The following is a 19,572-nucleotide window of genomic DNA, read 5'->3' on the forward strand; positions in this document are numbered from 1 at the left end:
TCTTTCAGTTAGGATTCTAAAATACGTTTCATCGCATCTGACGCTTGTCGCCACTGCTCACTGCGTTGCAGATCTTCCAAGGTAAAACTTTGCGTCTTCAACAGTTTAACCGCTTCAGGCGTTTCCATGATCGGCAGATTGTCTAACACCTCAATCTGACCTGGTCGATTATTGCATAACAGCAGCATGTCACAGCCTGCGACCAATGCTTGATGAGACCGCTCTGCTGGCCCCCCCATAATCGCCGCACCTTCCATATTTAAGTCATCAGAAAAAACGATGCCTTTAAAACCTAGTTGGTGACGCAGTACTTGTTTGAGCCAGTATTCAGAACCACTCGCTGGCTGATCATCGTAATGGGGAAAAACAACATGAGCTGGCATCATTGCATCAAGAATGCCGGCTTCGATTTGCGCTTTAAATATCGCCATATCCTGTTCGAAAATGTTATCGCGATAATCAAATGGGGTTTCTAGATGTGAGTCAGCAATCACACCACCATGACCAGGGAAGTGCTTGCCGGTTGTCGCCATTCCTACCGATTTCATTCCTTTCATGTAAGCGAGACTATGGCAAACGATGGTATCCATATCCTCACCAAACGAACGGTCTCCGATCGCTTTACACTCATGCCCCTGATCCAACACAGGCGCAAAACTAAGATCGATATCATGGGCCACCAGCTCAGCAGCCATCAGCCAACCGCCTTGCTGAGCTAACTGCTCACTGTTTTCAAACTGGGCATATCTCTGCGCAGCGGGAATTCGGGAGAACCCCTCTCTAAAGCGCTGTACTCGTCCACCTTCTTGATCAACACCAATCAGAATAGGTCTCTTAGCCGCGTGACGAATAGCTTTATTTAACGCCAATAATTGCGCACTATCATGGTAGTTGCGAGAAAAAAGAATCACACCACCGACGGTTGGGTGTTCAAGAATTTCTTTATCTTCTGCAGTCAGTTCACAACCAGCCACATCGATCCATAACGGTCCCATAATTTCTCCACATCCAGCTGAATTTCGCTATGCTCCCGAGGTTATTAGGATTATTCTCTGTTTACAACGGTTAAACTTCACTGTTAGCGAAAATTGAGCATGACCACTAAAGAGTTATACATTGGCATTATGTCAGGCACTAGCCTTGATGGAATCGATACTGCACTGGTCGAGATTGACGATTGTCATATTCGCCTGTTGGAAAACCATGATCATGCTATTCCAGAGCAACTTAAACAACGAATCCTAAATGTGTCACTGGGTCAATCAACTACGCTTCCAGAAATTGGTCACATAGATCATCAACTCGGCAAACTTTATGCGGAAGCAGTACAAGCGCTGTTGGCCAAAAGCGGACGAACAGCAAAAGAAATCACTGCCATCGGCAATCATGGTCAAACCGTCTTCCACCAACCTAATGGGGACGCGCCTTTTACCATCCAGCTTGGTGATGCCAATATCATTGCAGCCCTAACGCAGATAGATACGGTCGCCGATTTTCGACGCAAAGATATTGCACTGGGTGGACAAGGTGCCCCTCTGGTTCCTGCTTTCCACCAATCAATTTTCAAATCGAATGGCTCAAGCGTTGTGGTACTCAATATCGGCGGCATTGCCAACATTTCGGTGTTAAGACCAGATCACCCCGTCATTGGTTACGACACAGGCCCTGGCAATATGTTGATGGACGCGTGGTGTTATAAACATCAAGGTATCGCGTTCGATAAAGATGCTCAGCTTGCTAATCAAGGCAAGATTGATACTGACCTACTGTCAGAACTCCTTGATGAACCTTACCTAACACTTCCAGCACCTAAAAGCACCGGACGCGAACTGTTCAACTTGCCTTGGTTAGAAAACATCCTCAACCGTTACTCAACGAAGGTTGCTGATGTGCAAAGAAGCTTGTGTGAATACACCGCGCAAACTATTGCTAATGAAGTCAAAAAATTCAAACTAGGCGATAGGCCAGAGTTATTAACCTGTGGTGGCGGTGCTCATAACCCACTACTCATGCAACGCTTAGCCGAGCTATTGCCAGATTGGCAGGTGATGCTAACCGATGACAAAGGCGTCGACAGTAATAATATCGAAGCGATGGCCTTTGCTTGGCTGGCCTATCGCCGTATTCACAATCTGCCAAGCAATCTGCCTGAAGTCACCGGAGCCTCCAAACTGGCTAGCCTTGGTGTGATGTACTTTGCTGATAAATAAGGACAACTATGACTAATGATGCGCTTATCGCTGCACTTTCACATTTAGTTTCTGAAGGGCGTAATCCTGAGACCATGGATATCGACCTCTTGCCTTCAAGTGAAATCGTCAAGCGAATCAATCAACAGGACCAACAGGTTCCTCTGGCGGTCGAGAAAGTGTTACCTGAAATCGCTCAAGCCGTCGACAAAATCACAGAGGCATTTAAGAGCGGAGGGCGTTTGATCTACATGGGGGCAGGAACCAGTGGTCGTTTGGGTGTTTTAGACGCCTCAGAGTGCCCTCCTACTTTTGGCGTATCCGATCAGATGGTGATTGGACTTATCGCTGGTGGACCAGAGGCGATTTTAAAAGCGAAAGAAGGCGCGGAAGACTCATTTACCTTAGGCATCGAAGACCTTAAAGCGATCAATTTTGCTCACAATGACGTGGTGGTTGGTATTGCTGCCAGCGGCAGAACACCCTACGTGATTGGAGCGCTCGAATACGCAAACCAAATTGGCGCAACCACCGTTGCCCTGTCCTGTAATCCTGACTCTCCCATCGCCGATATTGCACAAATAGCGATTAGCCCAATTGTGGGGCCAGAAGCTCTTACAGGATCGACTCGATTAAAATCCGGAACAGCGCAAAAACTTGTGCTGAATATGCTAACGACAGCATCAATGATTCGTTTAGGTAAGAGTTATCAGAACCTAATGGTTGATGTGAAAGCGACCAACAAAAAGCTGGTTGCACGCGCTGCACGCATCGTTATGCAGGCAACTGATTGTGATAACAGTGAAGCGATTGCAACGCTCGAACAAACTCACTATGACGTTAAGTTAGCCATTCTGATGATTCTCACTGGAATGGACGTTGCTGAAGCAAAAAGTAAACTCGATAAACAAGACGGTTTTTTGCGCAAAGCGGTTCAGCTTCACCACAACGATTAATTGAATAACTAGGGGAGCAGAGGCTAACTTGCTCCCCTCTGTTATATGCGATTAACAATGGCTAGTTCTGGTATTCATTCCAGCCACGCTGCCATTCCATTCGAAACTTTTGCGCACTCTCTGTACCTTCACACACACCTTCGTAATATTGACCAGACAATCCTATCTGATAGGCGAAATCTGGGTTGCAGTATTGGCCGATACCTTCCGAGTAACCCGTTTCATAATCTGCCTGCTTAACTGCGCCTAAACTTGTCAGCTCTTTATAAGAACGCTGAGTGTGACCACTGACTCCATCTTGAAAACCAATTTGATACCAGTCTCCTTGTTTTGCGAGTTGCTCAGGGCTACTCACACACGCAGTCAGAACCGTCAATATGGCTACGACAATTATCTTCCTCATTGTTTTTCCTTGACTTTATCTCCAGTGATTAATCAAACCACTAAACTTCAACAATTGCCACTCACTGACAGAAAAAACCACTTAATAGCCCAGAAAACCACTCATTTTTCTATACGACCACTCACTTCAGAAGCGAATGATGATTGCCCGAGAAAGACTTAGTATCCATGGTGAGCTTAATTAATTTCACTAAGGAACAAGTGCTATGTTGTGGTTTCTAACCTGTGTCGCGGCCCTGATAGGTGGCTACTTTCTCTACGGCGCATTCGTAGAGAAGATTTTTGGTATTAACGAAAAACGTCAAACCCCTGCGCATACTATGCAAGATGGTGTTGACTACGTTCCAATGTCGACGAAAAAAGTCTACTTGGTTCAACTACTGAATATTGCTGGTGTGGGTCCTATCTTTGGCCCAATCATGGGAGCCCTTTACGGCCCAGCAGCAATGCTATGGATTGTGGTCGGCTGTATTTTTGCTGGTGCGGTACATGACTACTTCTCAGGTATGCTATCAGTACGTAATGGTGGTGCTTCAGTGCCGACCATCACAGGCCTCTACCTAGGCAATGGCGCAAAACACTTTATGAACATCTTTGCCATTGTTCTTCTGTTGCTAGTCGGCGTGGTATTTGTTTCAGCACCTGCGGGAATGATCACTAACCTAATTAACGATCAAACTAGCCTGAACGTTAGCATGACGACCATGGTTATCGCGATTTTCGCTTACTACATCATCGCTACAATTGTTCCTGTTGATAAAATCATTGGTCGCTTCTACCCACTATTTGGCGCCCTACTTATCTTCATGTCGGTCGGTCTAATGACAGCGATTGCTTTCTCTAGCGAACACACTGTAATGGGTGATTTCCAAGTCAGCGATATGCTAACTAACCTTAACCCAAATGATATGCCTTTATGGCCAGCGCTATTCATCACTATCGCATGTGGTGCCATTTCAGGTTTCCATGCAACCCAGTCTCCGCTGATGGCTCGCTGTATGGAAAATGAAAAGAATGGTCGCTTCGTCTTCTACGGTGCAATGATCGGTGAAGGTGTCATCGCGCTAATCTGGTGTGCGATCGCTCTATCTTTCTTTGGCTCACTAGAATCACTCTCTGAAGCTGTGAAAAACGGTGGTCCTGGTAATGTCGTTTACAGCGCATCATTTGGCCTACTCGGTGTCTTTGGTGGTGTAATCGCTTTCCTCGGTGTCGTCATCCTACCTATCACTTCTGGTGATACTGCATTCCGCTCTAGCCGTTTGATCCTAGCTGAATACTTCAACATGGAGCAAAAAACACTGCGCAACCGACTATTGATGGCAGTTCCACTATTCGTTATCGGTGGTATCTTGACTCAAGTAGATTTCGGCATTATCTGGCGTTACTTCGGCTTTGCTAACCAAACGACCGCGGTCATGATGCTATGGACTGCATCCGCGTACCTACTACGCCATAACAAGCTGCACTGGATTACCACTATCCCTGCAATGTTCATGACGACAGTGTGTGTTACCTTCATTCTCAATAACAGTTCACTAGGTTTTGGTCTGCCAATTCAAATTTCAACGATTTCTGGAGTACTGTTTGCTCTAGCCTTTACCGCTTACGTGATTAAGAGATCCAAAGGTAAAGGTGAAACTGACCTTGCTGACGAAGAGAAACCACAAGCAGTCACAGAAACTGCGTAGCTCAAAACAAAAACGTAATGAAAACTAAGGCTCCTTCGGGAGCCTTTTCTATTGTAAAGCGCGTAAAAAAGCCAGCTTTAACGCTGGCTTTTTGTTGTTGTGATCATTAATCGATTTGCTTAATCTGTAGCTCTTTCGGTACTTCAAAGAACATATTCTCTTCACGCCCTTGAATCTCTTCTACCGAGCGAGCACCGACCAACTCTTTTATTCGGTCTAGGATTTGGTTGACCAACTCCTCTGGAGCAGAAGCACCCGCGGTCACCCCGACTTTCGTTTTGCCTTCAAACCATTCCGACTTGATGTCTTCCGTGCAGTCAGTGAGGTAGCCCGGCGTTCCCAGCTTTTCTGCCAGTTCTTTAAGGCGAGTAGAATTTGAAGAGTTTTTAGACCCGACGACAATCATAACATCCACATCCTCTGCCATTTCGCGCACCGCGTCCTGGCGATTTTGCGTTGCATAACAGATGTCATCCTTGCGCGGACCCTGAATGTCAGGGAAGACACGACGCAGCTCGTCAATGACATCTGCAGTCTCATCCACTGATAGCGTTGTTTGGCTCACATAGTGCAGGTGGCTTGGATCACGCACCTTATCTTTAAGAGCGATTACATCCGCTGGCGTTTCCACCAAGTACATACCGCCTTTATCACTGGCGTATTGCCCCATTGTACCTTCAACTTCAGGATGTCCAGCATGACCAATCAACACGACTTCCATATGCTTACGACTCGCACGAGCTACTTCCATGTGCACTTTAGTCACTAAGGGACAAGTTGCGTCAAAAACGGTGAGAGCACGCTCTTTGGCCTCTTTGCGTACTGCTTGAGACACACCATGAGCAGAAAAAATAACGATATTGTCATCTGGAACTTCATGCAACTCTTCAACAAAGATCGCACCACGCTGCTTGAGGCCTTCCACGACAAAACGGTTGTGAACCACCTCATGGCGTACGTAGATTGGTGGTTGGTACATTTCTAATGCACGTTCAACAATGCTGATCGCACGATCAACACCGGCACAAAAACCGCGAGGGTTGGCTAATAGAATTTTCATTTCATTGCTCATGGCGTTGTTTTCTTCTTTGGGCGGTTATTCTACTGACAAAATCTCAACTTCAAAAGTCACATCCTGTCCTGCTAGCGGATGGTTGAAATCTACGGTCACAGAGTCGCCAGCTATTTCGGTAATAATGCCAGGAATTTCCATTCCGTCTGGACCAGAAAAAGCCATGATGGTGCCCACTTCCACTTCCGCGTCACCAACAAACTTAGCACGGTCCATATGATGAATATTGTCTGGATTTGGCAAACCAAACGCATCTTGAGCTTTAAGTTCAATGGCCTTTTGGTCACCTGAGTTAAGACCCAGCAAACACTGTTCAAAGTTTTCACTAAGGCTACCATCACCAATCACTAGTTTGGCTGGTTTGCCCATGTTATGGGTACTGTCGGCAACAGACCCGTCTTTCATTTTGATCGTAAAGTGCAAAGTTACTGCTGAATCTTGGGCGATTGTAGTCACGTTACTGCTTCCTTGGTGTCGTTATTGTTTTAATAGATGTGTCGCCGTCAAATTGGCGCTCGGATTCAAACTAGACGGGTATACTAAAAAGCGCCACCGTAATCAACCGACAGCGCTTAGGGTTATTCAATTCATCACGAATTAAGCTTTGGCGTCGTCTTTTTTACGAAAGCCATCTAAGATAATCATCGCAGCACCAATACAGATAGTAGTATCAGCCAGATTGAATGCTGGCCAATGATAATTACCCCAGTAAAAGTCGAGGTAATCGACCACATAACCATGGACGACACGATCGAAGACGTTACCTACCGCACCACCAATAATCATAGCGTAGGCGATATTGTTCCACTTTTCGGCCGCTGGAAGTTTACTCATCCAGTAAGTCAGCATTGCGGTGACTGCAAATGCAATCCCAGTAAATAGCCAACGTTGCCAGCCAGCCTGATCGCTCAGGAAGCTAAACGCAGCGCCGTAATTATGAACATAAAGGAAATTGAAGAAAGGCAGTACCTCTATTCGATTTGCCCATCCATAACCCATATTATCCATCACAAACAGTTTAATACCGATGTCCGCAAGGAAGATAACCAACGCTAGCCATAGCCAACGTACACCTGATTGTTTAAGAGTTAATGTTTGCTCGTTCATACAGTTCCTAAAAGTAGCCCCAGTAGATACTGGGGCTATTTAATTTCTGAAAAGTTCAGTTACGCTACTGCGAATTATGCAAATTTACGTACTTCGCCTTCACCATCTACGTTCGATACACAACGACCACAGATCTTCTCATGGCCTTCGATCGTACCAACGTCTGGAGTATGGTGCCAACAGCGGTCACACTTCTCGTTTTCAGTCGCTTTAACTTCAACAAACAGACCTTCAACATCGGTCGCTTGTGCTGCTTGAGATTTTTCACCTAGAGACTTAACCACTGCGGTTGATGTCAGTAGTGCAAAACGCAGTTCGTCTTCTAGCTTACCTAGCTTAGCCAGTAGTGCATCGTCGGCATATAGCGTGACTTCAGCTTGTAGAGAGCCACCGATTGTCTTGTCTTTACGAGCGTCTTCTAGCAGCTTGTTCACGCTACCACGAATCAACTGAATCTCAGCCCAGAACTCGTTGTTCAGCTCTTCACCTTCAGTCAATCCGAACAGGCCATCGAACCATTCACCAGTGAAAACAAACTTATCGCGCTCACCTGGCATTTCATTCCAGATTTCATCCGCTGTAAACGACATGATAGGAGCCATCCAACGTACCAACGCTTCTACGATGTAGTAAAGCGCCGTCTGACAGCTACGTTGAGCGTGTCCGCCACGTTTTGCTGTGTACTGACGGTCTTTGATCACGTCTAGGTAGAATGAACCCATCTCAATCGAACAGAAGTGCATCAAGCGCTGAGTCACTGCGTGAGTGTTGTACTCGCCGTATGCTTTAACAATTTCTTCCTGAGCCGCTAGTGCGCGACCAACAGCCCAACGATCAAGTGCAACCATTTCTTCTGCAGGAACAATATCCGTTGCAGGGTTGAAACCACTTAGGTTCGCAAGGAAGAAACGTGCTGTGTTACGGATACGACGGTACGCATCAGCAGAGCGCTTAAGAATTTCATCAGATACCGCGACTTCGCCAGTGTAGTCTGTTGATGCAACCCATAGACGCAGAATATCTGCACCTAGCTTGTTCGTGACATCTTTCGGTGCAACTACGTTACCAATCGATTTCGACATCTTACGACCGTGACCATCTACAACGAAGCCGTGCGTTAACACTTGCTTGTATGGCGCTTCACCTTTCATCGCGATAGATGAAATCAATGACGACTGGAACCAACCACGGTGTTGGTCAGAACCTTCCAGGTAAAGATCTGCGCTGTTGCCGTTGTACTCTTCACGAGCGTCAACCACTGAATAGTGAGTAACACCTGAATCGAACCATACGTCTAGAGTATCAAGTACTTTCTCGTATTTATCAGCGTCATCACCAAGTAGATCTGAAATTTCTAGATCCCACCAAGCTTGGATGCCTTTTTCTTCAACAAGTTGAGCAACTTTCTCAACCAGTTCAATTGTGTTTGGATGAAGCTCTGCAGTTTCTTTGTGAACGAATAGAGCGATCGGCACACCCCAAGTACGTTGGCGTGAGATACACCACTCAGGACGACCTTCAATCATACCTTCGATACGACTTTGACCCCACTCAGGCATCCACTCCACACCTTTGATTGACTCTAGTGCTTTAGCACGTAGACCTGCTTGGTCCATCGATACAAACCACTGAGGTGTTGCACGGAAGATGATTGGAGTCTTATGGCGCCAACAGTGTGGGTAGCTGTGCTCATAAGCGTGGTGATGAAGAAGCGCGCCTTTTTCTTTGAGCGTTTCAACGACCGCATCGTTCGCTTTGAATACGTGTTGACCAGCAAACAACTCAGTATCTGGTAGGTAAACGCCGTTTGAACCTACAGGGTTAGCCACTTCTAGGTTGTATTGGTTACCTACTGCGAAGTCTTCTTGACCGTGACCTGGCGCGGTATGGACAACACCTGTACCCGAATCAGTAGTCACGTGATCACCTAAGATCGCTGGCACGGTAAAGTCATAGAATGGGTGATTGAACTGAAGCAATTCAAGATCACTACCCTTAGCAAAACCTAGGTTGTGGAAGTGCTCAATACCAGCACGGTCCATGACATCTTTCGCTAATTCAGACGCAACGATGATACGCTCTTTAGACTCACCTTCAATTTGGACAAGTACATACTCTAGATCACCGCGTAAACATACTGCGCGGTTTGCTGGCAGTGTCCACGGTGTCGTCGTCCAGATAACAATTGAGATATCGCCTTCGCCTTCATGACCTTCAATAAGATTAAACTTCGACAGTAGAGCCGCAGCATCTGTCGCTTTGAAGCGAACATCAATCGAAGGAGAAACTTTGTCTTTGTACTCTACTTCAGCCTCAGCAAGTGCCGAACCACAGTCCGTACACCAATGAACTGGCTTGAAGCCTTTCAGTAGATGACCATTGTCAGCGATTTTACCTAACGCGCGGATGATATTTGCTTCGGTAGCAAAATCCATCGTGCGGTAAGGCTTATCCCACTCTCCCATGATACCTAGACGCTTGAAGCTCTCTTTTTGACCTTCAACCTGACCTTGAGCGTATTTACGACACTCTTCACGGAACTCTGCCGCAGAGATCTTTTGGCCTGGTTTGCCTTTCTTCTTCTCTACCATTAGTTCAATTGGTAGGCCGTGACAGTCCCAACCTGGAATGTACGGTGCATCAAAACCAGAAAGTGTTTTGGATTTAATAATAATGTCTTTAAGAATCTTGTTTAGTGCGTGGCCAATGTGAATGTCACCATTCGCGTATGGAGGACCATCGTGTAGAACGAAAGATTTTTTGCCTTTCTTCGCTTTACGGATTTCACCGTAAAGGTCTTCTTTGTACCAACGCTCAAGCATCTCTGGCTCACGATTGGCCAGATTGCCGCGCATCGGAAACCCTGTTTCAGGAAGGTTCAGGGTATCTTTATACTCACTCATCGATTCTTAATTCCGTTGTGTTGGGTGACAGTTAGACATTATGCCAAGCAGCGAACTAAACCGCTTGGTCTTTACGCTGACGCAGCCACACCCTTGCTGCTTCAGCATCCAATTCAATTTGTTGTTTCAAAGCTTCGAATGACTCAAATTTATGCTCATCTCGAATCTTATCTAAAAGTACGATTTCCAACTGTTTGCCATATAAATTGGCTTTAAAGTCGAATAAATGTACTTCTAGTTGCTGACGTACACCGTTAACCGTCGGTCGGTTACCAATGTTCGCCACACCTCCGATAGGCCCATCATCAAGACCTAATGCCTCAACGGTATAAACACCTGACACTGGAGATACGCAACGCTTTAGTGGGATATTTGCCGTAGGGAAACCAATGGTTCTACCCAATTTACGACCATGAGAGACTCGACCACTAATACTATAATGACGTCCTAACATTTGCGCAGCTTCATCAAGCTTATCTTGCGCTAATGCCCGACGTATTGCTGTGCTGCTAACCCGCAACTCAGCTAAGCGAAAGCTTTGTGTGCTGACCACTTCAAAGCCGTACTTTTTTCCTGCTTCTTGCAGCATCGCAAAGTTCCCCTTACGACCATGACCAAAGCAGAAATCATCGCCTACGACGAGAAACTTAACACCCAAACGCGCTACCAACAAGTCACTAATAAATGCCTCAGGGGTTTGATTGGCGAACTTAAGGTTAAAGTTTACACAAAGCAACCTTTCAATATTCAATTTACTCAGTTGCACAAACTTATCTCTGAGGCGTGCCAGCCTCGCTGGTGCTTTATCTTTAGCAAACAGTTCCAATGGCTGAGGGTCGAATGTCATTACCGTCGAGGGCAGACCTAATTCCTTTGCCTGTTCAGACACTTGTCGTAATACTTCCTGATGTCCAAGATGAACACCATCGAAGTTTCCGATCGTCAATACACACCCTTGATGGTGGGGTTTGATATTGTGAATACCTCGAATCAATTCCATTGGGGACTGCTAAAAACCTATCTATTGGCTATAAATACTGTCTAAAAGAGTTAACATTGCGTGAAACTGACGGATTATATACTAATCAGGTTCGCTCTGTCGCTGCTTTTAAGTCTTTTAAACGTATACCCATAACCAGAAGTGTCACCAAATAAACCCCTGCACCTAAACCAATCAGCATAGACAACCACATCACGCGATGAGCTAAACTCCAGCTCAGCCAAATACTCATCTCTTCCAACTGCCACATGATCGCTGTGACCATTAAGCCACCCGCAATAATTAGCTTGCCAACAAAGATGAGTGTTTTGCGTGTTAACTGGTAAACACCTGCGATATGCAAACCTCTATATAGTAGAGTCATGTTGACCAAAGCCGATAGTGCCGTCGCAATAGCCAGACCGACATAGCCATAAAAATAAGCGAAGATAGCATTGAAGACCATGTTCGTTACCATTGCGATAATGCCGTACTTCACTGGCGTTTTTGTATCTTGGCGAGAATAATAACCAGGGGCGAGAACTTTAATCAGCATAAAGTTGAGTAAACCAGACGCATAAGCCATCAATGACATCGAAGCAAACTCGACATCTTGTGGCGTAAATTCCCCACGCATGAACAGCACCATCAACATAGGTTTTGCTAGCACCATCAAGCCCAACATCGCGGGAATACCCAGTAGTGTCACCATGCGTACGCCCCAGTCCATTGTCTGGGCAAAACCTTCGTTGTGAGCATCGACGTGTTTGCGTGACAGCGCGGGTAGGATGACTGTCGCAATGGCTATACCAAATAAGCCAAGAGGAAATTCAAGCAGGCGGTCTGAGTAATAAAGCCAACTGATCGATCCCGTTTGAAGGAAGCTGGCGATAAAAGTGTCAAACAGCAAGTTTATCTGACTCACTGATACGCCAAATAACGCTGGAATCATTAACGTGCGAATTTTGACCACACCAGGATCTCGCCATCCCCACTGAGGTTTAACCATCACTCCTGCTTTTATCAAAAATGGGATTTGAAAAAGGAACTGGACTAAACCACCGAGGAACACACCAATCGCCAAACCAATTTCTGGTTGAGCTAGCTGAGGAGCAATAAACCAGGCCGATAAAATGATCATCACATTGAGGAACACTGGGGTAAATGAAGAAACGGCAAATTTCCCCATGGTGTTAAGTATTGCCCCAGAAAGAGCGACAAAGGTGATGAACCATAAATATGGAAAGGTAATTTTGAGCATCAGGCTGGCCAGAACAAACTTTTCTGCCGACGGGCCGCCATGCATCCAATCTAAAAACCAGCCAAAACCAAATAGAGCCGTCACGATTCCCGAACCTAAGACACCAAACAATGTCACTATCGAGACAAGAACCCCTAAGGTACCTGCGGCCCTCGCAATAAGTTGGCGAGTTTTATCCATATCTCCCGCAGCATGATACTCCGTCAGAACAGGAACAAATGCCTGAGAGAATGCACCTTCAGCAAATAAACGCCTGAGGAAGTTGGGAATTTTATTGGCAAAGAAGAAAACATCAGCGCTTGCACCCGCCCCCATCAGGTTGGCAACAACAACATCTCGCACTAGGCCAAGTACGCGAGAAATCAGGGTCATGGCACTCACTATCATGCCAGACTTGAGTAGGCGTTTACTCACAATTACCTCGGGAATCAAAAATTTCGCTCTACTTTACACTAGGAATGTCATAACCAGAGCAGATTAGTATTAGCATTGAAAAAAAAATACTGTTAGAATCCCCGCCATCTTAACCGTGAAGACCTTTCAATCCAAAATTTGTTTGGCTCGATTGGTTTTTGCACAAATTATTTGACATTTAAGAGCAAATAGGGGATATTCCTCGCCCTTAAATTGTCACTGAACTAAGTTTTTGGGAGTTAGACCCTTGGCAAATAGTAAATCTGCTAAGAAGCGCGCTATCCAGGCTGAGAAACGTCGTCAGCACAACGCTAGCCGTCGCTCAATGATGCGTACTTACATGAAGAAAACTGTTGCTGCTATCGAAGCAGGCGACAAAGCTGCTGCAACTGAAGCTTTTGCTACAGTTACACCAATCCTAGACCGCATGGCTACTAAAGGCCTTATTCACAAGAATAAAGCTGCACGTCATAAGTCTCGTTTCTCTGCTGCAATCAAAGCTCTTTAATAGAACTCTGATTATACAGTGAAAGAAAAAACCGGCCTTGGCCGGTTTTTTTATATCTGCTATTTGTAAATGAGCAATTAATTGCTCATCACCTGTTCTTAATTATCACAGTAAAGCTCGTGTAGTAACTGAATCATAGACTTCACTTCTTCACTGCTTAATGTGTAATAAACCGTTTGAGCTTCTTTTCGAGTATGAACCAGTCCATCTCTTCTTAACCAAGCCAAATGTTGCGACAACGCTGACTGGCTCAATTCCAGTTTGCAGCACAACTCTCCAACGGATAACTCTTGGTTATGGAGCAGGCACAAAATCTGAAGACGTCGTTCATTCGCCATCGCCTTGAGTAGCACCACTGCCTTTGCAGAGTTTTTTTCCATCTCTTGTAAATCCATCACCAATGACCTCTTGATACAAGCATAACTTTGACAAAAATTTTCAGCCTTACAGAAATAACTAACCTTCTGTACTAACCAGATTCGCACGATTAATAATTATGTTTAAGCGAATCATTCAAATATTAATTCAACTGAGAAAAATAATCTATTCAGTTTAATTAACCATCTGGTTTAATTAAATAAACTCGTAAAATCTACATCACAAACATTCTTTACAGCAGGGTGTTGAATCATCCTTTCAGCGAATATCACATAATACTCTTCTTTCAGTTCATCAATATGGCCTATCAACTGCAATGGGAGATCACTTTCTACTTCTTTAACGTAAATAGACGGCGCTAAGAAGATGACATCATGATGGTAACGGGCAAATGCTTTCATTAATGCCACATCATCAAACTCACCAAGGATATTCGCTTGAAGACCCTGTCGATCAAACCACTGTAATACTTTGCGGCCCATTGCGGTACGACTACCAGGAATAAGCAATTTACGCTGCTCTAATACAGCAGGAAAACTGACACTATCCACATTACCTGAACAGAAGAAACTCATATTGCATTCACCAAGTTTCTTACTATAGAGGCCAGGGCTTTGGCTCGAGTCAACCGGACAATCAGATAAAATCATATCCAGCTTATGCTGGGAAAGCTGTTCAAGTAGCATTTCATGAGTCGACTCAAAACACCGTAAATGGATGCTATTGTCATCAGGCACAGTGGTTAACAAAATTTTGCTCACCAAACGTTTAGAAAGCGCATCAGCCACACCAACATCAAAGAGTATGTTGGCTCGTTGGCTGTAATTAACGATGTCGAGCATCTCATAACTTAGGCCAAACATTCTATCGGCATACTTAAATACCAATTGGCCAAGCTCTGTAGGTTCAATACTGCGACCATTGCGTTTCGTTAACTTACCGTCCATTCGATCTTCAAGCGCTTTAATTTGGCCAGTAACCGTCTGCGGGGTCAAAAACAGAGCATCGGCCGCTTTTGTTACAGAACCTTGCTTGCAGACCATCCAGAAGTAATAGAGGTGGTTGTAATTTAAATGCGACATCGCGATGACTCTTTTGGTTCGAATGGATAAGGTTATAACAAATGCTGAGCATGACAACAATAACTCGGAAAAACTTACACATTTACAGATTACCGTATGTTTTACCGAGCTTTTAAATTCAATTATTACAAACCAATGTAATAAATGATTCACCAAAAGGATTTTTTCTCCTTTTTTTTTGATTTTTCTCACATTGAACAACCACTAACGGTCTAAGCGAAAATAACTTTAAAATCAGAATCTTACATAAATTGTAAAGTTCAAAATACAGCTATATTCGTTTGTAATGATGAAAAACAAAGCGGTTACACGGAACTGTAATATTACTGAAATATTTCATCTCTACCATCAGCCTCAGTTTCAACAACAGACCAAAACAAAGACATTAACGGTCCACGGAGAAAATGATTATGAACCAAGCTACTACTACAGCGGCGCCAATTTCGAGCACTACTCGCTGGTTGCGCTGGGCTAACTTGGCATTCATGTTGTATCTGCTACTTCTAGCGGTATCGATGGTTGGCAGTGGTTTTAAATGGGCGACTGGCGATCAAGCTAAAGTTCTATTTGAATTTGCCTCTCACCCTGTAGCAGGTTTGATGATCGGCTTAGTCGCAACAGCACTGATCCAGTCTTCAAGTACAGTAACTTCAATTATCGTGGGCCTCGTTGCCGGCGGTCTTCCGGTAGAAACAGCTATCCCTATGGTGATGGGTGCGAATATCGGCACAACAGTGACAAATACGCTTGTTTCATTAGGACACGTTCGTTGCAAAGAAGAGTTTAAGCGCGCTTTTGCCAGTGCAACTATTCACGACTTCTTTAACCTTCTTGCGGTTGCGATCTTCCTACCTCTTGAAATGATGTTTGGTATTTTAGATAAGATTTCTCATTGGTTAGTTTCTCCGTTCCTAGCAACGGGTGATATGAGCATCAAAGGTCTTAACTTCATCAAACCAATCACTAAACCCGTTGTTAGCGCAGTGAAAGAACCGCTAAGCACATTTGGTGACACGATTGGTGGTGTCCTGCTTATCGCACTGGGTATCGCAACTATCTTCGTCGCAATTACTGTAATGGGTAAGTTGATGAAGAGTCTAATGGTTGGCCGTGCGCGTGAGATCCTAAAAAATGCGATTGGTCGTGGTCCAATTCACGGCATCACGTCTGGTTCAATTGTTACTGTGCTGGTTCAGTCTTCATCGACAACAACAAGCCTGATGGTTCCACTGGTTGGTACTGGTGTACTAAAAGTTCGTGATGTATACCCATTTACACTAGGTGCTAACATCGGTACTTGTATTACCGCTCTACTAGCAGCAACAGCAGTATCTGGCGAGTTCGCAGTATTCGCTCTTCAAATTGCTCTGGTTCACTTAGTATTCAACATCATGGCAACAGTATTAATCTACGGAATTCCATTCCTACGTGAAATTCCTCTTAAAGGTGCTGACTTCATTTCTGATATGGCAGTTAAGAATAAAACGGTCGTTATAGGTTACTTACTATCCGTATTTATCTTGCTACCTGGTGTGATTCTGGCAATGACTGCATAATCAGCCAATACGATTTCTGAAAGGAGAGCCCATGCTCTCCTTTTTTGTTATTTATGGATCGGTTTTCATTGGTAAAAAATCATCAGCTGATACACACTGAAGAAAAACAGCGACGTACACTATGATGGACCATAAAGAAAACGAACAACTACTCGCCGTGGCAGGGCAAATAGATCAACAACTGTCATCACTCGTTGAAGATATCGATATCTTAAGCAGCGTAACGCCACAAAATTATGCCGAAGAGAGGCAGCGTTTTTTCGATAATCGATTTTCTGTCGAGCCTAACTTTGTCTATAAAGAGCAGACGTTTGATGTTCATCAAGCCAAGCGTGATCTTTACTCTCTTCCTATCGAAAATATCGATAATGAAAAACTCCGTTCACTCTATGCTGAAGTGATTCAATCCTATGCCGATAAGCTTGATCAGCTCAGTTCTATTGGTTGTGCGGACTTCTTGTATAACTCGCTACGCTATTTTGGTGAGCCAAGCAGTAAGGACGTGCGAAATGCGCATTTCTTGCTACATCTGCCCATTGACGAAGATACTTCTCCACGCCACAACAGTGAAGAGATTGCCGCGTTTATGCAGCAGTTTTGCTTCCAGCATGGCTATTCAGGGGAGATAGAAATCAACGATAGCATGATCGCCAATGCATTAGTGTCAGGCACCAAAGTAAAAATTAATGCGTCGGCAAGCATCTCTGCGAATGAACTTCACGCCCTCGCCCACCATGAATTAGGTGTCCATCTGTTAACCACTTTGAATGGTCAAGCACAACCACTGAAGTTGCTGAGTCTAGGTTGTCCTGTCAATACGACTACTCAAGAAGGGCTGGCTATCTTATGTGAGTTTCTTTCTGGTCACTTTAGTCTGCAACGCCTCAGAACATTGGCACTTCGTGTTGTCGCAGTAGAATCGATGATCGTTGACCGCGATTTTAGAAATACCTTTATGCTACTTAAAGAGCAGTATAAAGCGGACGATATGACGGCATTTACGATTACAAGCCGTGTATACCGTGGCGGAGGCTATACCAAAGATTACCTCTATCTCAGAGGGTTTAGAGAGATTCTCAACGCCTATGAGCAACTCGGTGAGGATTTTAATTTGCTGCTGGCAGGTAAAACGGAGATACGCTATTTCTCTACCATAAAATCTTTAGTCGAGGACGGTATCCTTATTCCTCCTAAGTTTATTAGTCCGGCTATCGCTAATCCTGCGCTTACGGATCCTATCTACAAGTTTGTCGCCAACGCGCTGAAATAACCATCTGAAAAACAAAAAAAAGGGCTCTTGGAGCCCTTTTCTCATTATTCAAAATTAAACCGTGTTACACCGAAAACGGATATTGAATCGGATCATGGTACTCATAACCTTCAACCCAAAAATCATCCAGTGTCACCCAAGTTTCTAAATCTTCTAGACTCTTAATCTCAGGGTTAATATGGAAGCTCGGCGCTTTTAGTGGCTCACGTTTTAACTGCACATCACGCATCAACTCCAATTGGTCTTCATAGATATGTGCGTTAACAATCTTATGATACGCCTGACCCGGCTTCTTATCGGTAATTTGCGCCATAATGGCTAAAAAGACGTAGACCTGAACCATATTGAAATTAAGCCCAAGAGGAACATCACAGGAGCGTTGAGTACTGTTTAAATAAAGCGTATCACCCAGTAACGAGAAGTGATGACTGTACATACAAGGGCGCAAGCAACCCATATGGAACTCACCAGGGTTGTAGAAGTTTAGAATTTCACCGCGATCATCAACACCACGAGTCAGATCATCTACAATTTTACGCAGTTGGTCGATATGACCGCCATCAGGTTTGGCCCATGCTCGCCCCTGAACACCGTAAACGCGCCCCATATCATCGTCACCTTTACGGTAAGGGTTATTTAGCCAAGCTTCATTCAGATTCGCATTTGCATCCCACGTTTTCGTACCTAGTTTGCGAAAGTCCTCAGCGTTATCGTAACCACGAATATAGCCAAGTAGCTCAGCAACGGCGGCCTTCCAGAAGCTTTTTCGCGTTGTCACCAATGGAAACTGGTTATTTGCCACGTTGTACGTTAGATCCGCATTGATAACTGTCAGGCAACGTTTGCCAGTACGTTCGTTTTCAATCCACTCACCTTGGTCAACGATTCGCTGACAGAGATCTAAATACTGTTTCACACCAATTCCTTACTTCGCTTGTTGTGGTAATTCATCTTTGTAATGGCCACGTTTATACGCCCAAACCATCATCAGAATCCCGATAATCACCATAGGTAGTGAGAGGATTTGTCCCATTGAGATAAATCCACCAAATAGACCTAAGTGGGCATCCGGTTCGCGCACGTATTCTACAAGGAAACGGAAGGTTCCGTAACCCGCGAGAAACAATCCAGACACCGAACCGAGCGGGCGAGGTTTTTTGATAAACCAGTTTAAGATAAAGAACAGTACCACACCTTCCAACGCCATCTCATAAAGCTGAGACGGATGGCGAGGCAAAGGACCACCATTAGGGAAGACAAACGCCCATGGCACATCGGTTACACGTCCCCACAGTTCGCTATTCATAAAGTTACCCAAGCGTCCCATACCTAAACCAAATGGCACTAACGGCGCGATAAAGTCAGCGACACCAAAAAAGGTACGGCCGTTTTTCTTTGCGTACCAGAACATGGCGCTAATCACACCAAGGAGACCACCGTGGAACGACATTCCCCCCGTCCAGACCTTAAATAAATAAAGTGGGTCTTGAAGGAAAAGGTCAAAGTTATAGAAAATTACATAGCCAACACGGCCACCGATCACAACCCCTAAGAAACCGGCAAATAGCAAGTCAGATACCTGCTCTCGCGTCCAGCCACTATCGGCTTTATCAGCTCGTCTATTGGCAAGCCAGAGCGCGAAAGCAAAGCCGACTAAATACATCAATCCATACCAACGGATAGATAGCGGTCCAATGGAGACAAGCACTGGATCAATATTTGGAAAAGTTAGATATCCCTGAGACATAGGATTAATACTCTTTATAAAGTTCAGATTATTTCGAAACGTATAAGATGAGAGCGC

At 44.8% G+C, this 19,572-nt stretch carries 18 protein-coding genes; 6 read left to right on the forward strand and 12 right to left on the reverse strand.

Translation table 11 applies throughout. From position 1 onward, the window contains the following. Window positions 1-8: 8 nt before the first annotated feature. Window positions 9-995: a beta-N-acetylhexosaminidase gene (gene nagZ / locus ACQEXT_RS06095; RefSeq protein ID WP_426951077.1), complete on the reverse strand. Its 987-nt coding sequence runs from the start codon at window positions 993-995 to the stop codon at window positions 9-11. A 99-nt stretch (window positions 996-1,094) separates the two neighbouring features. On the opposite strand from nagZ, the gene ACQEXT_RS06100 reads away from it, so the two are divergent. Together ACQEXT_RS06100 and murQ are read left to right on the forward strand one after the other, a co-directional pair. After that, the gene (locus tag ACQEXT_RS06100) at window positions 1,095-2,210 is read left to right on the forward strand and encodes an anhydro-N-acetylmuramic acid kinase (protein WP_426951078.1); all 1,116 of its coding nucleotides are present in this window, start codon (window positions 1,095-1,097) and stop codon (window positions 2,208-2,210) included. 8 nt (window positions 2,211-2,218) lie between these two features. Next, window positions 2,219-3,145 carry an N-acetylmuramic acid 6-phosphate etherase gene (murQ, locus tag ACQEXT_RS06105; RefSeq protein ID WP_426951080.1) on the forward strand — a complete coding sequence of 309 codons (927 nt, stop codon included), beginning with the start codon at window positions 2,219-2,221 and terminating at the stop codon, window positions 3,143-3,145. A 61-nt stretch (window positions 3,146-3,206) separates the two neighbouring features. On the opposite strand, the gene ACQEXT_RS06110 is transcribed toward murQ, so the two are convergent. After that, window positions 3,207-3,548, reverse strand: coding sequence for a DUF2799 domain-containing protein (locus ACQEXT_RS06110; RefSeq protein WP_426951081.1), 342 nt, complete (start codon window positions 3,546-3,548; stop codon window positions 3,207-3,209). 205 nt (window positions 3,549-3,753) lie between these two features. Between ACQEXT_RS06110 and ACQEXT_RS06115 the strand changes: the two genes are divergently transcribed. Beyond that, window positions 3,754-5,238 (forward strand): carbon starvation CstA family protein, encoded by a 1,485-nt coding sequence (locus tag ACQEXT_RS06115; protein WP_426951082.1) that lies wholly within the window; start codon window positions 3,754-3,756, stop codon window positions 5,236-5,238. A gap of 106 nt (window positions 5,239-5,344) precedes the next feature. Here the strand turns inward: ACQEXT_RS06115 and ispH are convergent, their stop codons facing one another. The 6 genes from ispH to murJ all read right to left on the reverse strand — a co-directional run bounded on the left by ispH (window position 5,345) and on the right by murJ (window position 12,974). Beyond that, window positions 5,345-6,310 carry a 4-hydroxy-3-methylbut-2-enyl diphosphate reductase gene (gene ispH, locus ACQEXT_RS06120; RefSeq protein ID WP_171052205.1) on the reverse strand — a complete coding sequence of 322 codons (966 nt, stop codon included), beginning with the start codon at window positions 6,308-6,310 and terminating at the stop codon, window positions 5,345-5,347. A gap of 24 nt (window positions 6,311-6,334) precedes the next feature. Further along, window positions 6,335-6,766 (reverse strand): FKBP-type peptidyl-prolyl cis-trans isomerase, encoded by a 432-nt coding sequence (fkpB, locus tag ACQEXT_RS06125; protein ID WP_138972108.1) that lies wholly within the window; start codon window positions 6,764-6,766, stop codon window positions 6,335-6,337. 141 nt (window positions 6,767-6,907) lie between these two features. After that, window positions 6,908-7,417, reverse strand: a complete 510-nt coding sequence (gene lspA / locus ACQEXT_RS06130) for a signal peptidase II (RefSeq protein WP_331417582.1) — start codon at window positions 7,415-7,417, stop codon at window positions 6,908-6,910. 74 nt (window positions 7,418-7,491) lie between these two features. Further along, entirely contained in the window at window positions 7,492-10,320 is a 2,829-nt protein-coding gene (gene ileS / locus ACQEXT_RS06135) for an isoleucine--tRNA ligase (RefSeq protein WP_426951084.1), read from the reverse strand. Window positions 10,321-10,375: 55 nt separating this feature from the next. Continuing rightward, window positions 10,376-11,320, reverse strand: a complete 945-nt coding sequence (gene ribF, locus ACQEXT_RS06140) for a bifunctional riboflavin kinase/FAD synthetase (protein WP_426951085.1) — start codon at window positions 11,318-11,320, stop codon at window positions 10,376-10,378. A gap of 85 nt (window positions 11,321-11,405) precedes the next feature. After that, on the reverse strand, window positions 11,406-12,974 hold the full coding sequence (gene murJ / locus ACQEXT_RS06145; RefSeq protein ID WP_426951086.1) for a murein biosynthesis integral membrane protein MurJ: 1,569 nt from the start codon (window positions 12,972-12,974) through the stop codon (window positions 11,406-11,408). Window positions 12,975-13,221: 247 nt separating this feature from the next. Between murJ and rpsT the strand changes: the two genes are divergently transcribed. Next, a complete protein-coding gene (rpsT, locus tag ACQEXT_RS06150; protein ID WP_038206410.1) occupies window positions 13,222-13,482 on the forward strand; it encodes a 30S ribosomal protein S20 in 261 nt (86 codons plus the stop codon). 98 nt (window positions 13,483-13,580) lie between these two features. Here the strand turns inward: rpsT and ACQEXT_RS06155 are convergent, their stop codons facing one another. Both ACQEXT_RS06155 and nhaR read right to left on the reverse strand, forming a co-directional pair. Further along, entirely contained in the window at window positions 13,581-13,877 is a 297-nt protein-coding gene (locus ACQEXT_RS06155) for an ArsR/SmtB family transcription factor (RefSeq protein ID WP_138972113.1), read from the reverse strand. Window positions 13,878-14,051: 174 nt separating this feature from the next. Then, on the reverse strand, window positions 14,052-14,942 hold the full coding sequence (gene nhaR, locus ACQEXT_RS06160) for a transcriptional activator NhaR (protein ID WP_138972114.1): 891 nt from the start codon (window positions 14,940-14,942) through the stop codon (window positions 14,052-14,054). A gap of 410 nt (window positions 14,943-15,352) precedes the next feature. Here nhaR and ACQEXT_RS06165 point away from each other — a divergent pair, with 410 nt between their 5' ends. Both ACQEXT_RS06165 and ACQEXT_RS06170 read left to right on the forward strand, forming a co-directional pair. Then, the gene (locus ACQEXT_RS06165; protein ID WP_331417577.1) at window positions 15,353-16,498 is read left to right on the forward strand and encodes a Na/Pi symporter; all 1,146 of its coding nucleotides are present in this window, start codon (window positions 15,353-15,355) and stop codon (window positions 16,496-16,498) included. A 121-nt stretch (window positions 16,499-16,619) separates the two neighbouring features. Beyond that, entirely contained in the window at window positions 16,620-17,768 is a 1,149-nt protein-coding gene (locus tag ACQEXT_RS06170) for a flavohemoglobin expression-modulating QEGLA motif protein (RefSeq protein WP_331427575.1), read from the forward strand. Window positions 17,769-17,832: 64 nt separating this feature from the next. On the opposite strand, the gene ACQEXT_RS06175 is transcribed toward ACQEXT_RS06170, so the two are convergent. Together ACQEXT_RS06175 and lgt are read right to left on the reverse strand one after the other, a co-directional pair. Continuing rightward, on the reverse strand, window positions 17,833-18,684 hold the full coding sequence (locus tag ACQEXT_RS06175; protein ID WP_426951087.1) for a thymidylate synthase: 852 nt from the start codon (window positions 18,682-18,684) through the stop codon (window positions 17,833-17,835). Between the two features lie 9 nt (window positions 18,685-18,693). After that, window positions 18,694-19,515 carry a prolipoprotein diacylglyceryl transferase gene (lgt, locus tag ACQEXT_RS06180; protein WP_269377394.1) on the reverse strand — a complete coding sequence of 274 codons (822 nt, stop codon included), beginning with the start codon at window positions 19,513-19,515 and terminating at the stop codon, window positions 18,694-18,696. Window positions 19,516-19,572 lie beyond the last annotated feature (57 nt).

Source organism: Vibrio sp. TRT 29B02, assembly GCF_050113655.1.
Lineage (GTDB): Bacteria > Pseudomonadota > Gammaproteobacteria > Enterobacterales > Vibrionaceae > Vibrio.

What these genes read in the sequence shown, in the direction of transcription:
- ACQEXT_RS06115 (WP_426951082.1), top strand. Translation starts at nt 3,754, where the DNA reads ATGTTGTGGTTTCTAACCTGTGTCGCGGCCCTGATAGGTGGCTACTTT.
- ispH (WP_171052205.1), bottom strand. Translation starts at nt 6,310, where the DNA reads ATGAGCAATGAAATGAAAATTCTATTAGCCAACCCTCGCGGTTTTTGT.
- nagZ (WP_426951077.1), bottom strand. Translation starts at nt 995, where the DNA reads ATGGGACCGTTATGGATCGATGTGGCTGGTTGTGAACTGACTGCAGAA.
- nhaR (WP_138972114.1), bottom strand. Translation starts at nt 14,942, where the DNA reads ATGTCGCATTTAAATTACAACCACCTCTATTACTTCTGGATGGTCTGC.
- ACQEXT_RS06110 (WP_426951081.1), bottom strand. Translation starts at nt 3,548, where the DNA reads ATGAGGAAGATAATTGTCGTAGCCATATTGACGGTTCTGACTGCGTGT.
- lspA (WP_331417582.1), bottom strand. Translation starts at nt 7,417, where the DNA reads ATGAACGAGCAAACATTAACTCTTAAACAATCAGGTGTACGTTGGCTA.
- ribF (WP_426951085.1), bottom strand. Translation starts at nt 11,320, where the DNA reads ATGGAATTGATTCGAGGTATTCACAATATCAAACCCCACCATCAAGGG.
- ileS (WP_426951084.1), bottom strand. Translation starts at nt 10,320, where the DNA reads ATGAGTGAGTATAAAGATACCCTGAACCTTCCTGAAACAGGGTTTCCG.
- ACQEXT_RS06165 (WP_331417577.1), top strand. Translation starts at nt 15,353, where the DNA reads ATGAACCAAGCTACTACTACAGCGGCGCCAATTTCGAGCACTACTCGC.
- ACQEXT_RS06100 (WP_426951078.1), top strand. Translation starts at nt 1,095, where the DNA reads ATGACCACTAAAGAGTTATACATTGGCATTATGTCAGGCACTAGCCTT.
- ACQEXT_RS06170 (WP_331427575.1), top strand. Translation starts at nt 16,620, where the DNA reads ATGATGGACCATAAAGAAAACGAACAACTACTCGCCGTGGCAGGGCAA.
- ACQEXT_RS06155 (WP_138972113.1), bottom strand. Translation starts at nt 13,877, where the DNA reads ATGGATTTACAAGAGATGGAAAAAAACTCTGCAAAGGCAGTGGTGCTA.
- lgt (WP_269377394.1), bottom strand. Translation starts at nt 19,515, where the DNA reads ATGTCTCAGGGATATCTAACTTTTCCAAATATTGATCCAGTGCTTGTC.
- murQ (WP_426951080.1), top strand. Translation starts at nt 2,219, where the DNA reads ATGACTAATGATGCGCTTATCGCTGCACTTTCACATTTAGTTTCTGAA.